Annotated in this window: 13 protein-coding genes; 6 read left to right on the top strand and 7 right to left on the bottom strand. The window is 37.8% G+C overall.

The annotated features are described in order from the left end of the window. The first annotated feature begins 113 nt into the window (after nt 1–113). From KO505_RS00955 to KO505_RS00930, 6 genes are all read left to right on the top strand, one after another. The gene (locus tag KO505_RS00955; RefSeq protein WP_216053563.1) at nt 114–500 is read left to right on the top strand and encodes a histidine triad nucleotide-binding protein; all 387 of its coding nucleotides are present in this window, start codon (nt 114–116) and stop codon (nt 498–500) included. Then, nucleotides 497–1,390, top strand: coding sequence for a DMT family transporter (locus KO505_RS00950; RefSeq protein ID WP_216053562.1), 894 nt, complete (start codon nt 497–499; stop codon nt 1,388–1,390). Before KO505_RS00955 ends, KO505_RS00950 begins: the two co-directional genes overlap by 4 nt. 62 nt (nt 1,391–1,452) lie before the next feature. Then, the gene (gene pepQ / locus KO505_RS00945) at nt 1,453–2,751 is read left to right on the top strand and encodes a Xaa-Pro dipeptidase (protein WP_216053561.1); all 1,299 of its coding nucleotides are present in this window, start codon (nt 1,453–1,455) and stop codon (nt 2,749–2,751) included. Between the two features lie 74 nt (nt 2,752–2,825). Further along, complete coding sequence (locus KO505_RS00940) at nt 2,826–3,431, top strand: tRNA-uridine aminocarboxypropyltransferase (RefSeq protein ID WP_216053560.1); 606 nt, start codon at nt 2,826–2,828, stop codon at nt 3,429–3,431. Between the two features lie 339 nt (nt 3,432–3,770). Beyond that, nucleotides 3,771–6,746: a TonB-dependent receptor gene (locus KO505_RS00935; RefSeq protein ID WP_216053559.1), complete on the top strand. Its 2,976-nt coding sequence runs from the start codon at nt 3,771–3,773 to the stop codon at nt 6,744–6,746. 308 nt (nt 6,747–7,054) lie between these two features. Beyond that, entirely contained in the window at nt 7,055–9,973 is a 2,919-nt protein-coding gene (locus KO505_RS00930) for a TonB-dependent receptor (protein ID WP_216053558.1), read from the top strand. Nucleotides 9,974–10,094: 121 nt separating this feature from the next. Here the strand turns inward: KO505_RS00930 and KO505_RS00925 are convergent, their stop codons facing one another. The 7 genes from KO505_RS00925 to msbA form a co-directional block, all read right to left on the bottom strand. After that, entirely contained in the window at nt 10,095–11,015 is a 921-nt protein-coding gene (locus KO505_RS00925) for a glyoxylate/hydroxypyruvate reductase A (RefSeq protein ID WP_216053557.1), read from the bottom strand. Nucleotides 11,016–11,105: 90 nt separating this feature from the next. Next, the gene (gene tcdA, locus KO505_RS00920; RefSeq protein WP_216053556.1) at nt 11,106–11,915 is read right to left on the bottom strand and encodes a tRNA cyclic N6-threonylcarbamoyladenosine(37) synthase TcdA; all 810 of its coding nucleotides are present in this window, start codon (nt 11,913–11,915) and stop codon (nt 11,106–11,108) included. Nucleotides 11,916–11,965: 50 nt separating this feature from the next. Continuing rightward, nucleotides 11,966–12,697 (bottom strand): TIGR01621 family pseudouridine synthase, encoded by a 732-nt coding sequence (locus KO505_RS00915; RefSeq protein WP_252731577.1) that lies wholly within the window; start codon nt 12,695–12,697, stop codon nt 11,966–11,968. Nucleotides 12,698–12,699: 2 nt separating this feature from the next. Beyond that, nucleotides 12,700–13,500 (bottom strand): 3-deoxy-manno-octulosonate cytidylyltransferase, encoded by an 801-nt coding sequence (gene kdsB, locus KO505_RS00910; protein WP_216053555.1) that lies wholly within the window; start codon nt 13,498–13,500, stop codon nt 12,700–12,702. Between the two features lie 31 nt (nt 13,501–13,531). Further along, complete coding sequence (locus KO505_RS00905) at nt 13,532–13,726, bottom strand: Trm112 family protein (protein ID WP_216053554.1); 195 nt, start codon at nt 13,724–13,726, stop codon at nt 13,532–13,534. Between the two features lie 89 nt (nt 13,727–13,815). After that, nucleotides 13,816–14,829 carry a tetraacyldisaccharide 4'-kinase gene (lpxK, locus tag KO505_RS00900; protein ID WP_216053553.1) on the bottom strand — a complete coding sequence of 338 codons (1,014 nt, stop codon included), beginning with the start codon at nt 14,827–14,829 and terminating at the stop codon, nt 13,816–13,818. Between the two features lie 30 nt (nt 14,830–14,859). Next, the gene (gene msbA, locus KO505_RS00895) at nt 14,860–16,632 is read right to left on the bottom strand and encodes a lipid A export permease/ATP-binding protein MsbA (protein WP_216053552.1); all 1,773 of its coding nucleotides are present in this window, start codon (nt 16,630–16,632) and stop codon (nt 14,860–14,862) included. Nucleotides 16,633–16,652: the final 20 nt, after the last annotated feature.

The following is a 16,652-nucleotide window of genomic DNA, read 5'->3' as shown; positions in this document are numbered from 1 at the left end:
AACTTTTGTATTAATAAAGTAACAAGTTGTCGAATATTTCATTGTTAAAGATTGCGTTAATTAACAACGCTGATTAAAGTATCCCCCAAATTACAACCAGACGAGTATTTACCATGTCAGAAAGCACAATTTTCGATAAGATCATTAATAAAGAGATCCCTGCCACTATTATTTACGAAGATGAGTTAGCGCTGGCATTTAACGACATAAACCCTCAAGCCCCAACTCACTTTCTTGTGATACCTAAAGTACGTATTGCGACGATGAATGACATTAACGAACAAAACTCTCATTTAGTGGGGCATTTATACGTTGTTGCAGCAAAAATAGCAGCTGAGTTAGGATTCGCAGAAGACGGTTACCGTGCTGTGATGAACTGTAATCAAAATGGTGGACAGACCGTTTACCATATCCATTTACATGTTTTAGCAGGTAAACCTTTAGGTTGGCCGCCGTATCAAGAGATCATGAAACAAGATCTTTTGAACGAAAAACCATGACGGAAAAAAATCAAACCAAAGCCATCCAATTTGCGTTGATCAGTGTTCTATTATGGTCAACCGTAGCAACGGCGTTTAAATTAGCGCTTAGTGATTCGACCTTATCGCAGCTTGTTGTTGTTTCATCAGTGTCGTCACTTATTGTGTTATTTGTGGTTTATCTATTTTCTAAACAGAAAAAAAGCCTCTTGGCGATATTTAGAAAAACCCCATTACTCTACTTGATCTTAGGCAATATTAACCCGGTATTATATTATTATGTGTTGTTTGGTGCTTACGAAAGGTTGCCCGCACAGATTGCGCAGTCAATTAATTACACTTGGGGTATTGTTTTAGCTATATTATCTATACCTATCTTAAAACAAACGTTTTCTAAAGGGGATGGGATAGGCCTCACGCTTTGTTATGTTGGCGTAATCATTTCGATCACCCAATTTGATTTTGCCAATTTACCAGATTTTGATTTGATAGGTCTTGGACTCGCATTTCTTTCTACTTTAATTTGGTCCAGTTACTGGCTATTAAACAAAAGAACCAATGCGCCCGCTATAGAGTCTATTTTAATCTGTTTTATATGCGGAACGCCTGCGTTATTGCTGTTAGCCATTTACAATTGGGATGCCTTTAACTTTACGGTTACCAATGTTACGGCGGGCATATACATAGGGTTATTTGAAATGAGTATTGCTTTTGTATTTTGGTTAAAAGCGATGTCTTATGCTATTCGTACCGCACAAATTAGTTCGTTAATTTATATGTCTCCTTTCCTTTCATTGTTATTTATAAATTGGATTTTAAAAGAGCCTATTTATATATCAACGGTAATCGGGCTTGTAGTGATAGTGTTAGGACTCTTTATACAGAAAAGAATGAACCGACATATCAAATAAAATAACGTGTCATTATAAAAGAACAAATAACCACTATTTAATACATTCGACAAGGCTTGCTAATGATCTCTATTTACCAACAACATATTCAAAAACTGCAACAAACGTTTGAATCGGCATTACAAGAAAATAATTTTGAAAGCGTGTTAATCTACTCAGGTCATAGTGGTTATGGTTTTAGAGACGATAATGCCTATCCGTTTAAAACCAACCCACATTTTAAATACTGGTTACCATTAACAAAACAACCAGAAAGTTTTGTGTTAGTCGAAGTAGGTAAAAAGCCACATTTATTTTTGAATCAGAAATTAGACTACTGGCATGCACAACCGCAACTGCCAGACGGTGAGTGGCAGCAACATTTCGACTTGACCATCATCACCAATATAGCTGATGTTAAAAATGCCGTTAAAGATAAAACTAAATCTCTCGCATATATAGGTTTGCCTATTACCCAAGATTTAAGTCTAGGTGCAATTAATCCAGCTTTATTAATAAACCAAATAGAATATAACCGAGCCTATAAAACTGAATATGAAATTGAATGTTTGCGAGTAGCTAACTTTATGGCAGCAAAAGCACATGTTGTCGCAAAAGATGCGTTTTATGCCGGTAAAACTGAACTAGAGATACATCAAGCCTACCTTGAATCATTAAACATTCGTGAGTCTGGTTTACCTTATAACAACATTATTGCCTTTAACCATAATGCCTCTGTATTACATTACGACGATTACCAAACAGAACAACCACAACAAAGGTTATCTTTCCTTATAGATGCAGGCGCTGAGTTTAATGGTTACAACGCAGACATAAGTAGAACCTATTTAAATGGCACCAGTGAATTTCAACAAATGTTCGATGCTTACCAAGTAGAATATTTTGATTTGTTATCTGAAATTGAAGTTAACAAAGCGTATTTTGACTTTCATGACTCGGCACATCGCCGTATTTCCAAATTATTATCTGAGTTTGATATTGTAAAATGTGATGCCCAACAAGCTTATGAAAAAGGTTATAGCCAACTATTCTTTCCATGTGGTGTTGGCCATTACATTGGCACACAAGTACATGATGTGGGTGGCCACTTTGCCAATAAACAAGGAGAGTTGCTCACTAAAGATCCTAGGTACCCGCATTTACGACTGCTACGTAGAATGGAAAAAAATACGGTCTTCACGGTTGAACCTGGGATTTACTTTATTGATCAGCTATTAGATTCGGTAAAAGACAACACAGATTTTAATTGGAATAGAGTTGAACAATTTAAACCTTATGGTGGATTTAGGTTAGAAGACAGTATTGCAATGAATCAAGGTAACGTTGAAAACCTTTCTATTGATGCGTTTAATAAATTATAAAATTGCCTAACTTCATCTCATGAAGGTATTGATAAACCTTCATGAGACCTTTTTATCTAATAAAAGTCTGTTTTATGCCTAGAGATATCTGCCAAAAATGCCAATATCCAGTGAAAACATGTTTATGTAGTTACCTGCAACCAGTTAACCATAAAACTCGGATAATAATCTTACAACACCCGTCTGAGGTGAAAAATGCAAAAAACACCGTTCGTTTGTTAACGTTATTATCAGATAATATCGCTACTTATATTGGCGAATCTGAAACTGACTTCCTTGAAATAAAACAATTGGTTACCGCCAACCCAGAGCACTACGCCGTTATCTTTCCTTCTGAAAAAAGTCGACCAATAAATAGTGATCCCAAAATCATATCTAAAGTTAAAAATATCATTTTAATCGATGGTACTTGGAATAAAGCAAAAAAAATCATGTATCAAAACCCTTGGCTCAGTCCGTTAATGCATTTAACATTCGCCATTAGTACGGAAACTGAATACAAAATAAGGAAAAGCAATTTTAAAGGTGGAATGTCCACATTAGAATCTGCGGCCTACTCCTTAGTTGAATTAGATCAAATTGATCCTAGCAGCATATTCGTTGCGTTAAATGGCTTAAATACGCAATTCACAGCCCAAATGCCGGCTCAAGTTGCAAAGCGATATAAAAAATTAAATTAAGTGATGAGCTTCAGAATATATAATTTGGCAATAATTTGTTACATTCACCAACAAATTATACAGACCCTCCTTTGATTATTACGTAGATGTGACATTGTAAATTACCGATATCTGCACCGTAAAAGCCTATTAAACAGCCTATCTCATAGTATTACACTAGAAAGTTGCTCTTTAATTAACCAAAATGTTGCGAAATGTAACATTTATTACGAAATGTGTTGAACTTTACAATTTGTTACGTTTACTATTAGTCAGCAAGTTGTGCAAAATGAAATCAATGATTCCATTTTAAGCATCACTTAGTAAAAAAAATAACAAAATAATCCAGGAACAAATCACATGAAAAATTTTAAACGTAGTATTGCTGCTTTAGCAGTTGCAACTACCTTAGGTATGTCTGCTAATGTTTTCGCAGCAAATAATGCAGGTACTCTAAAAGGTTTAGTTACTGATGCGAATAAAACAGTTATTGCAGGCGCTACTGTAACAATTAAAAATTCGAACACAGGTTTTACAAGAACAGTTATCGCAAACGATGATGGTTCTTACCGTTTCCCTTCTTTACCAATTGGTGAATACACAGTTACAACCACTAAAGCTGGTTACGAGTCTGAAACAATTGAAAACATTAGTGTTCGATTGGGTGAGACATCAGTAAGCGCAACTATGTTCCAAGCAGGCGTAGAACGTATTGCTGTAACAGGTAGTGCAATTTCAGCAATCGATACTTCAACTGCAGAAACTGCGTTAAACATTGGTGCTGTTGAACTAGCTCGAATTCCTGTTCCTCGTGATGTTACTTCTGTTGCTTTATTAGCACCAGGTACAACTCGTGGTGACTCTCGTTTCGGCGGTGCATCTTTCGGTGGTTCTTCTGTTGCAGAAAACTCTACTTACATTAATGGTTTGAACGTTACTAACTTCCGTAACGGTTTAGGTTTCTCAAATGTACCTTATGAGTTCTATGAAACGTTCCAAGTTAAAACTGGTGGTTATTCAGCTGAATTTGGTCGTTCAACTGGTGGTGTTGTAAATGCCGTAACTAAATCTGGTTCTAACGAATTTGCTATGGGTGGCAGCATTTACACGCAACCTGAATCTATGCGTGAAAACAGTCCTTCTGTTCGTGCAAACGACGGTACTTGGTACACTTATAGAGACAATGACAGCCGCTCTAGCACTCAAGCTAATATCTGGGCATCTGGTGCGATAATTGAAGATACATTATTCTACTATGCTATTTACAATCCACGTGATGTATCAGCTGAGTATGACCGTACTAAATCAAATGGTAACTTAGATAAAGACAGCTCAGATAATGCTTTCTGGGGTGCAAAAATTGACTGGAATATTTCAGACAATCATCGTTTAGAATTTTTAGCGTTCTCTGATGAGAATGAAACAGTTACTGACGTTTACACTGGCAACGGTGACGGCAATAATACTTACGCATCAACAGCTATTGATCAAAGTGGTGGTCAAAACTGGTCTGTTAAATACACTGGTTATTTAACCGACGATTTAACAATGTCTGTATTATATGGTGAAAACTCATATGACTTGACTACACAATCGTCAACTGGCGGCGAATGTGAACTTGTTGGTGACTACCGTGTTTATTACGGCGCTAACTCTAGCATCCCAGTAGGCGATGTATGGATTGGTTGTTCTACCACTTCTGATTACTTCTTAGAAGAAGGTGAAGATACTCGTGAAGCGTTCCGTATGGACTTTGAATGGGTACTTGGCGACGATCACTTAATCCGCTTTGGTTTCGACAACGAAACTAACACATCTTTCTCTAATCAATTATATTCAGGTCCAAATGGCGCTTACTGGTTAATATACCCAGGTAATGCCGGTACAGCAGTTAATGATGTAACTCTAACTGAAGATATTGACTACATCCGTAGTCGTAATAGAACAGTTGGTGGTTCATTTGAAACGACAGCATCTGCGTTTTATATTGAAGACACATGGGCGATTAACGATAACTTAACCGCTACTATCGGTCTTCGTAACGAAGCGTTTGATAATAAAAATGCTGGTGGTGAAACGTTCGCAAAAATCGATAGCATGATTGCACCTCGTTTAGGTTTAGCTTGGGATGTTAATGGTGACGGCGACTCTAAAGCATTCATCAATGTTGGTCGTTATTTCTTACCTGTAGCTAACAACACAAACGTTCGTCTAGCTGGTAACGAAAGAGATGTAAGAGAATATTACGAATTAGGTGGCCTAACTGGTGATCCTAAAAATGCTTACACACTTGGCGCTCAAATTGGCGATCTAGAAGTAATATCTAGTGGCGAAACACCTGACACTCGTTCAATTGTATCTAACAACTTAGATTCTATGTACCAAGATGAAATTATCATTGGTTACCAAACTATGGTTAGTGATGAATGGTCAGCTGGTATTAAATATACTAACCGTTCAATGAACGGTGCTATCGATGACATGATCATCGACCATGCATATGTTAACTCTGGCACTTGTGCTGCTGGTTATGCTCCACATCAATATGTACTTGGTAACCCAGGTAAAGATATGGAAATATTTGGTGACACAGACTGTGATGGTGAAGTTGACGGTTGGATGACATTCTCTGCTGAAGATTTAGTATACCCAGAAGCAGAACGTACATACGACGCTATTGACCTTAATCTTGCTAAGCAATGGGATGACGTTTGGGCTGTAAACATCACTTACACTTGGTCTAAGAGTAGAGGTAATGCAGAAGGTATGGTTAAGTCGGATAACGGTCAAACTGACGCTGGTTTAACAACTGACTGGGATTTCCCTGAATTGATGGATGGTGCTTATGGTTACTTACCAAATGACCGTCGTCATAACATCAAAGTTTACGGTTCTGTTGCAATCACTGACGAGTTAACAGCTGGCTTTAACTTCAACATTGAATCTGGTCGTCCTATCAATGCAACTGGTTTAGGTCACCCTAACTTTGGTGGCGAAGCTGACTACGGTGATACTTACTGGTTAGCGAATGACACTGGTGAAGTTGACGGTGATGGCAATGCTATTTATGACTGGACATTCAGCCCTCGTGGTTCAATGGGTCGTCTAGGATGGCAATCACGTTTAGACTTAAACTTAGCGTATAACACTGAATTAATGGGCTTAGATACTTCATTCAAAATTGACGTATTTAACGTATTTAATGCAGCTACAGTTACTCGTGTAGATGAAAGTGCTGAAGGTTCATTTGCAGTAATCAACGATTACTCATTTGGTCGTCCATTAGCATTCCAAACTCCACGTTACGTGCAGTTAAGTGCTAGCTTCAAATTCTAATTTAATTAATTAGATTATTCTGAAAAACGCCGCTCTTAGGAATAAGAGTGGCGTTTTTTTACATTTGACATATTTATTTACAAATTAGACACATTTCCACGAACTATCCCGCCTCCCCCAATATATAAAGCCTTTGAGCTGTATATTGCACTCGTTTTGATACAAAAGTTTACATTTCAATAAAAATGTATTGAATGTTTCTTTCCAATGCATTTAACATCGGCTCCAGTAAAATGTATAAATTCAGCGTAGCTTGTCTGATTTAGACTTTTTACAAAAAAAACAACAATATAACTAGGAACCAAAATATGAATAATTTTAGAAATAGTTTAACCGCTTTTGCAGTTGCTGCAGCACTTGGCTTGTCAAGTACTGTTATGGCAGCTGAAACTGGCGGATTAAAAATTAAAGTAACGGATAAAAATGGCAATGCTATTGCAGGTGCAACTGTATTAGTAAAAGCGCCAGATGCTTTAGTAAGTAAAACTGCTGTTTCTGATGCCGAAGGTTACGTATCTCTTAGAGGCTTGGACGCATCAAATCAATATACAGTAAGCATCAACGGTTCTGACATTCAGTCATTTGAAGCAAGTGACGTACGTGTAATTACAGGTAAAAGCTTAAACCTTAATTACGCAGTAAGTACTGCTGACAGCGGCATGGAAACAATTACAGTTTCTGGCCGTGCTATCTCAGCTATCGATACGACTTCTGCAACAACAGGTATGGATATTACTCTTGATATGACAGAGTCACTACCTACAGGTCGTTCTTACCAAAGTTATTTACAATTAACGCCAGGTGTTAAACCTAGTACAGGCGGTAACCCGTCTTCTAAATCAGGTGTTAACTACTCTGATGCAGGTGGTACTACAGGTTCTTCTACAGATAACGTTTATTACATCGATGGCGTTAACGTAACAGATAATGTAACTGGTACTTTTGGTGGTAACATCAACTCAGAAATCATTCAAGAACAACAAGTTATTACTGGCGCTATCCCTGCTAAGTATGCAGGTGGTTCAGGTCTTGTATCTCGAGTTGTTACTAAATCTGGTAGTAATGAATTCCATGGTTCTGTTAACTATTACCTACAAAATGATAGTTTAGTAAGCGACTATGAAAGCCCTACTAAATCAAAAAGTGGCTTCTCTACGTTTGATACTGCCGTAACATTAGGTGGTCCAATAATTAAAGATGAACTTTGGTTCTTCGCTTCTTACCAAATCAAAAATCGTGAAGACGATGTTGCTGATCCACTAACGGGTGAAGTTGCTCGTTCAGTTGAAAATGAAAGCACATTAGGTTTTGGTAAATTAACGTGGCAAGCAACGGAAGACGATCGTTTAGTATTTACTTATTTCAGTGACCCTACTGACGTTTCTGGTAGTAATGCATTTGATACATTAACTAACCGAGATCGTGCTCGTAAACAAGGTGGCGATAACTTCAAAATTGATTACTCTCACGCTTGGGATGACCTAGTAATTAATGCTGGTTACATGAGCCATGAATCAGAGTTATCTGATGTTGCAAAAGACAAGTCTACGCGTAATGACGTTGCTTTCTTAACTAATGCAAGTTCAGCTACACAAACTAGTACTGACCTTGGTGGTCTAGGTTCTGATACGTTACGTAACCGTAACAAATCAAGCTACTATGTTAATGCTGAATACTACTTAGATACTGATTACGGATATCACACAATCGAAGCGGGTTACTCTGCTGAGACTAATGAAAATATCACAAACTCTGTATACACAGGTGATGGCGCTCAATACACTTCAATTGCAGCTGCTGATGCTGGTGTAACATTTGATGTTTATGCTAATGATCCTGCTTGGGTTGGCACAATCGATCTTTCTGACGATGATGCACAACGTATTGCTGATGGCGCGGGTATCGATGTAGCTGATGTACCGAACATTGTATTTAACAGCACAGCTGGTAACCCAACTGGTGACGTTAATGCTTACAGAATCATTCAAACGCAACAAGCTGAGTCTAAACTTGAAACTAAAGGTCAAACTTTTTACATTCAAGACAGTGTAACGATTGATGACTTAACATTAAATGTTGGTTTACGTGCTGAGAGATGGGAACATTTTGCATCAACAGGCGCAAGCATCTTCACATTTGATTGGGATATTGCTCACCGTTTAAGTGCTGTATATGACATTAATGGTGACGGTGACTCTAAAGTTTGGGCATTCGTTGGTCGTTACTATGACCCAGTTCGTACAGACATGACGTCATTCGCTGGTAACTTAACAGGTTCTGTTCGTGAAGAACAAGTATTTGTTAACGGTGAATGGGCTACGTTCCGTACTCGTGGTGGTGTTGCAACACAGGATGCATTCTTTGCTCCTACAACTAAAACACCATATACAGATGAGTTCTTAGTAGGTTATTCAACTAACTTAACTGAAGATACTAATATCTCTGTAACGTATACAAACCGTGCGACTAGAGACATTCTAGAAGATTACGACTTAGGTGTTTACACTGAAGGCGGTCAATTATGGGGTTCTGATTTAGCGCTTCCATTATCTTACTTTGGTTACTCTGAAAACCCTGGTTCTAACTACGTTCTTGCTACGTTAGAAGGCGGTAAACGTGATTATCAAGGTATTGAAGTAACATTTAAGAAATTACGTACTGAAAACTGGAGCATGCTTGCATCTTATACTTACAATGATGCAGAAGGTAACTCTAACTCAGACGGTAATGCTGACTTACAAGGTGACTTCTACTACCTAGACCCTCGTGCTCCTAACATGTACGACAAACAGCCTGGTAACGTTGAACATCAGTTCAAAATCTTAGGTACTTACTACTTCGACAACGGTTTTGAAGTAGGTGGTATTTATAACTGGAACTCTGGTACTTCATATAACCGCGCAACTAACGTATACGGTCGTTTATTACCATTACGTGAGACTGCGTCTTATGACTTCGGTGGTTATGACGGTACTTGGATTGCACCAGGTAACGTAGCAAGTGAAACTACTCCAGCTTACGGTACTTTAGATGTTCGTGTTAAATACACTCACATGTTTGGTGACTTTGAAACAGAATTCTTCTTAGACATCTTTAACATCTTAGATGACCAAGCGGTTGTTGAAGAAGAGCAGTTAGTTGCCGGTAGTGGTACATTCGCATTTGGCGAAGCAAAAGACTGGGTTGAACCTCGTCGTTTCTACTTAGGTGCTAAAGTATTATTCTAAATTTAATTTAGATATTTATTAGTAACAATAAAAAACCAGTAGTGATTCACTACTGGTTTTTTTTATTTTTAATTTATAAACACTTACTGAAGAATACGCGTTTAACTTATTTAGCTAATCATTAATAGTTAGCACTCGGATCTATTACGTTTTTTAATGGCTTAATTTGTTGTTGCAAATAGTAATTTTCAACTATTTGGGTAACGGCAGTTTCAACATTGGTAACCGCAGAAACATGCGGCGTAATCTGAATTTGAGTTGAGGACCAAAATGGATGTTCTGCTGGCAATGGTTCTTGTCTAAATACATCTAAATAGGCAAAGTCGATCACTTGGTTATCTAAGGCTACTATCAAATCGTCATCAACCACATGCTCCCCTCTAGCCACATTAATTAGTACAGCGTGATTTGGCATCATAGAGAATACATCTGCGTTTAAAATATTATGGGTTTTGTCTGTCAAAGGTAATAAACACACTAAATAATCAGAGTTAGTGACTAGGGTTTTAAAACCACTATCTCCAGTGTAACAATCAACATTATCAATATCTTTTAACGTTCTACTCCAACCTGATACATCAAAACCTGCATTTAATAAGACTTCTGCCGTTTTACGGCCTAACTGCCCTAGCCCTAAAACCCCTACTTTGTTGCCTTTTCTAGGGGATTTAGGTTTCCATAAGTTTTCACTTTGTTGTTGATTAAATTGTGGCAAGCGTAGTTTATGATGCTGGATCATGGTTAATACATATTGCGCCATATTAACGGCTAAATCTGGGTCTACAATTCTACAGATAGGTACTTTAGGTAAGTCAGGATCAGAGATGATAGAGTCAACCCCTGCACCAAAAGAAGAAATAGCTTTTAAGTTTTTAAATGCCTTTAGTGAGCCATGTTGATGTTTCCATACTAAGGCAAATTCAACTTTGTCAGGGTCTTTAACATCTGGCCAAATTTCTATTTCATTTTCTGGAATATCTTGTTTTAAACGAGTAATTAATTTATCTAGCGGTCTATTGGGAATATTAACTAAAAATGTCATAACGCATCCATAGAGTTAAGCTGTGGCGGTGAAATAGCCTAACCTTGTGAGCTAGACTTGGTTATTAATTGTGTTTATACAGGGTTGTGATCAGGTTTCTAATTCACGCTGCTTTTTTTGCAAGATTTTATTAATCGCTTTGGATGCTGCAAAAAAACCAAACGTGCCTGTAACCATAGTCGCGGCACCAAATCCCATATTACAGTCCAAACGCATTGAGCCTTCAGCATTGGCTTTCATTTGACATACACTACCATCGGCTTGCGGGTACTGTAATTGCTCAGTGCTAAACACACAGTCTACACCAAATTTACGTTTTGGATTTTTACTAAAATTAAAGTCACGACGTAATAAATTTCTTACTTTTGATAACAATGGATCATGAGTTGTTTTAGCTAAATCTGAAAATTGGATTTGGCTGGGATCAGTCTGTCCACCAGCACCTCCGGTCACCAACAAACCTATCTTATTCCGCTTACAATGCGCAATAAGAGATGTTTTGGCGTTAATACTGTCAATGGCATCGATCACATAATCAAACTTGCTGTGTTCTTTTGTGCCAATCATTTCAATTAGATTATCCGCAGTAATAAAGTCTTCTATGCAAATAACATTACAATCCGGATTAATGGCTTTAATTCTCTCAGCCATCACATCAACTTTAGCCTGACCGACAGTGCCAGCCATGGCATGAATTTGACGATTGGTATTGGTCATACAGATATCATCGAGATCAATGAGTGTTATATGGCCAACACCTGTGCGCGCCAACGCTTCTGCAACCCAAGTCCCTACGCCACCAATGCCAACAATACAAATTCGTGCTTGTTGGATCCATTCTGCTTGTTGTGTACCGTATAAGCGACTTATGCCACCAAAACGTGTTTCGTAATCTGTCATTTTGTTTACTGTTGTCTTATCAATTGAAGTTATGAGTTAGTTTTTTTGGCTTATTTACTTGGCCAGTTATGTAACTCTGGCTGCTGAACCAATTCAGAAATACGGTTTTTATTATCAACAAACAAAGCCCCTGAACTTGGAAAAGACATTAACTTTATCTCTTGTTCACCATAGGTAAAATTAAGCATTAATGCGTGTAAGTAACCTCTATCACTGTCTTGACCACCATAAAGTTTATCCCCCAATATAGCGGAGCCTAGACTTTTTAGGGCGACTCTAATTTGATGTGTTTTACCCGTTTCAGGTTTAACTAAAAACAATCTTAAGCCAGTTGTGGATGGGGATGTTAATCCCCAATTAAAAAACCGGGTAATGCTCGGATTTTCTTTGGTTTTTATCAATTTCCACTGAGACAAACGGGCTTTAGCCATGTCTCCGATAATACTACCTTGTTTCTTTTTGGGCTTCCCAATCGATAACGCTAAATAGTATTTTTGAATTTGTTTATTCTCAAATGCTTGCTGAAACCAAATTGCCGCTTTTTTGTTGCGAGCCAAAATTAATAACCCACTGGTAAGTTTGTCTAACCTGTGTACCGGAAATAAGGTTTCAGAAAAATGGGCTGCACATAAGTTAAAAAAACCCATTTGTTTTTCTTTTATGTCCGTTCCATCAGTACCCTGTTTATTTGCCATGGCAACATCTTCATCATGAAAGCCAACGCCCTCTGGCTTATCAACTACATAAAAATCAGGGTGTTCAAATATAAGAGTTATATTCAAGATTAAAAACTCTTTAAACTAGCAACTAAACGGCGAACTTGCTCTAGATCTTCTGCTGTATCGACACCAGCAGGCGGGGGTTCAACCGCTTCTGCCACATGGATAGATTGGCCTTGCCATAATACTCGTAATTGTTCTAACGATTCTATTTGTTCTAATTGTGAAACAGGCCAACTTACGTATTGTTTTATAAAACCCACTTTATAAGCGTAAATACCAATATGCCTTAAATAACCGTAATTTAATTCATCTTCTTTACCGTCACGATCAAAGGGCAATACAGAACGAGAAAAGTACAATGCTAAGCCATCTTTATCGGTGACCACTTTAACCACGTTAGGGTTGGCTAATTCTGCTCTTGAACAAACAGGCTCAGCAAGGGTCGCCATACCAACATTTTTATTTGATTGATTAGTTGCTGAGTTTAATAAGTATTGAGACAGGTTATTTGCAACTTGGCTAATGTTAGCCGATGGGATCATAGGTTCGTCGCCTTGAACATTAACGATAATCTCATCGTCAGCAAATTCATACTTTTTAACCACTTCCGCTAAACGTTCTGTACCTGAGGTATGTGCAACCGACGTCATACACACTTCACCGCCAAAATCACGTACCACTTGCTCAACACGTTTGTCATCAGTGGCAACAATTACTTGTTTAGCACCACTTTTAATTGAACGTTCATAGACCCATTGCACCATAGGTTTACCACCAATATCGGCCAAAGGCTTACCTGGTAATCTTGAAGAGTCATAACGTGCTGGGATGACTACGATAAAGTTCTGTTTTTGTTGTGACATTGGCAGTTCCGTATTACAGGTTTCAAATCAATTATTTAATTTGTTCTAATTCTTCTAACGTTAGTTGGCGTGCTTCATTCTCTAACATCACCGGAATATCGTCTTTAATGGCATAAGCTAATTTGTCGGCTTTACACACTAATTCATTAAGTTCTTTATTAAAGATCAACTGAGATTTACAAATTGGACAAGCCAATATTTCTAATAATTTTTTATCAAATGCCATATGCCATTTCCTTTATTCAATACGTCTGAGTTAACTTAATAACACAGTATTCTATGATTAATTTATGCTTATATTTAATAAGATTTCGATTAATGAGCCTTTGGTAGATCATTGATCAGCTCTAATAATTTTAATTCAACTTGTTTTGATATCACCGCTGAAATCGGTAATACATACCAGTTATCTTGTGCAAATGCTCGACATTTCACGGCATCTTTTTCTGTCATTAAGATAATGTCATCTGGATTAAAACGCTCAAAGTCTTGCGCCTTAAACAGATGGTGATCGGCAAACCACAGTGTGTTATCTACTTGGTATCCCATCGTTAACGCCGTAGACAAAAATCGTTGCGGGTTTCCAATACCTGATACTAACTTGACCTTAGTATTAGTGCTCAAGGTTAAGCTTGGTGTTAACAGGTTATAGGCAATCTCAGCAGACAATTGATAATCTTTCTCTGTTTTAGTTTGGTCATGTTCTTCAGTGGTTTCACTTCCTGAATTAATTAAAGTTAAATCCACCGTTTGTAATCTCGATGGTAGCTCACGTAAAGGGCCAACCGGTAATAACCAACCATTGCCAAACATTCGTTTGGCATCTAACAATACAATTTCAATATCTCGTGCCATTTTATAATGTTGTAAACCGTCATCCGAAATAACGATATTGGCACGGGTGTTATCTTTAACAAACTGAACAGCTTGTGCTCTGTCTGAACCAATAACCACAGGACATTGGGTACGTAAAGACAATAATTTAGGTTCATCTCCCGATAAATTCACAGGTAACTCTGGAGTGACTAAACGTGGGAAAGGCACATCGTCATTTTTATCTGCACCGTACCCTCTACTAACGATTGCAGGTTCAAAACCTTGTTGACGCAATAGCTCAACTAAATAAATAACAAAAGGCGTTTTACCTGTGCCGCCAACTGAGATATTCCCAACGACTATGACAGGTAATGGTGATTGGATAGTTTGTTTTAAACCTAATTTAAACAGCCACTTACGCACGCTCGACAATAACCAGAACAAAACAGTTAACGGCAATAAAATAAAATTTAATTTACTGGCTGAATACCAACCACGTTCAATCCAATTCATTTGGTTCTCAACTGACTGGTTAACATTGGATTAACTTTCACTAAACTGTAATTGATGTAATGCAGCGTAAGCACCTTGTTTTTGGATTAACTCAGCATGACTGCCCTGCTCTAATATTTCACCTTGTTCCATCACAATGATCTTATTAGCTTTTTCTATGGTGGAAAGTCTATGGGCAATCACAATGCTAGTACGGTTTTTCATTAACTTATCCAGTGCATCTTGAATAGCACGTTCGGATTCTGTATCCAGTGCCGATGTCGCTTCATCCATGATAAGAATTGGCGCATTACGCAAAATAGCCCGAGCTATCGCAATGCGTTGACGTTGTCCGCCAGATAATAACACCCCATTTTCACCGACTTCGGTGTCTAAGCCCAATTCCATATTGGCAGCAAATTCGGTAACGTGAGCCAATTCAGCCGCATGCTCAATTTCAGCTCTTGTTACTTTTTTATCACCATACGCAATATTGGCAGCAATACTGTCATTAAATAATGTGACGTGTTGAGAAACTAAAGCAATATGGGAACGTAAGTTGGATAATTCAAAATCATTGATATTAACCCCATCTATTTCTACTTGCCCTTGAGCCGGATAATAATATCGAGGGATAAAGTTGGATATGGTGGTTTTACCGCTGCCTGAACGACCTACTAAGGCAACTGTTGTCCCAGCTTCGACTTCTAAGTTCAAGTTTTTAATAACTTGTACTTCACTGTTTGGATAACAAAAACTTAAGTTTTTAAAGTTTATTTGGCCTTTAATTGAATCTTTAACGATAGTACCGGTATTACTTTCAGACTCTTCATCTAATACCTCAAATACACTTTTAGCCGCGGTGATGCCTCGTTGAAACTCACTGTTTACATTAGTTAATTGTTTTAATGGACGTAATAACGTCATCATAGACGTAATAACCACGGTGAAAGTACCTGGCGTTAAACTTTTCAACATTTCGGGACTTGACGCCATATATAATACAGCCGCAAGAGCAAAAGACGCAATAACTTGGATGGAAGATACGCTTAAAACGCTAGTCGAAACCATTTTCATCTTTTGCTGACGATTATGGTTGTTGATATTTTGGAATTCAGTTTTCTCTTTTTCTTGACCGCCAAAGGCTAAAATGACTTTATGTCCTGAAATCATTTGTTCTGACTGGCGGGTCACATTACCCATAGCTTGTTGGATGCGTTTTGAGATCACTCTAAAACGTTTAGTTACATAAGTGACAACGACCGCAACAAAAGGCACTAGCACTAATATGGCGATTGATAATTGCCAACTATGGTAAAACATGATGGTCATTAAACCGATAACAAATGCACCTTCACGTACCATAACTAACAGCGCTTTACTGCACGCACTTTCTAATTGTTCTGTATCGTAGGTGATTTTAGAAATGAGTTTCCCGGTGGAGTTACTGTCATGAAAACTCACAGGTAATGACATAATTTTTTCGTATAACTCTTGTCGTAAGTTCATCACGATTTTAGAGCCAACCCAGCCTAATCCAAAGGTCGCCATATAGTTTGACATGCCTCTTAACAAGAACACGATAATGACAAAAATAGGGGCGTAAGCTAAGACGGTGGAACTTTGCTCTGTGATGCCTTCGTCGATAAAGGTTTGGATTTTAGAAATAAATAATGCATCGATAGAAGCATTGATCACCATACCTATTATGGCAATCGCGAATACAAACTTAAACGGCTTTATATACTGAAATAGACGTTTAAACGTACCTTCTTTTTTAATCGTAGTTGAATTCAAAAATGGCGCCTTTTCAAAAATTAACATAAAGGGATCAAATGAGTTGG

Source organism: Psychrosphaera sp. F3M07, assembly GCF_018860345.1.
Classification (GTDB): domain Bacteria; phylum Pseudomonadota; class Gammaproteobacteria; order Enterobacterales; family Alteromonadaceae; genus Psychrosphaera; species Psychrosphaera aquimarina.
The sequence above is the reverse complement of the archived record's forward strand: the minus strand, read 5'-3'. Positions and strand labels throughout refer to the sequence as shown.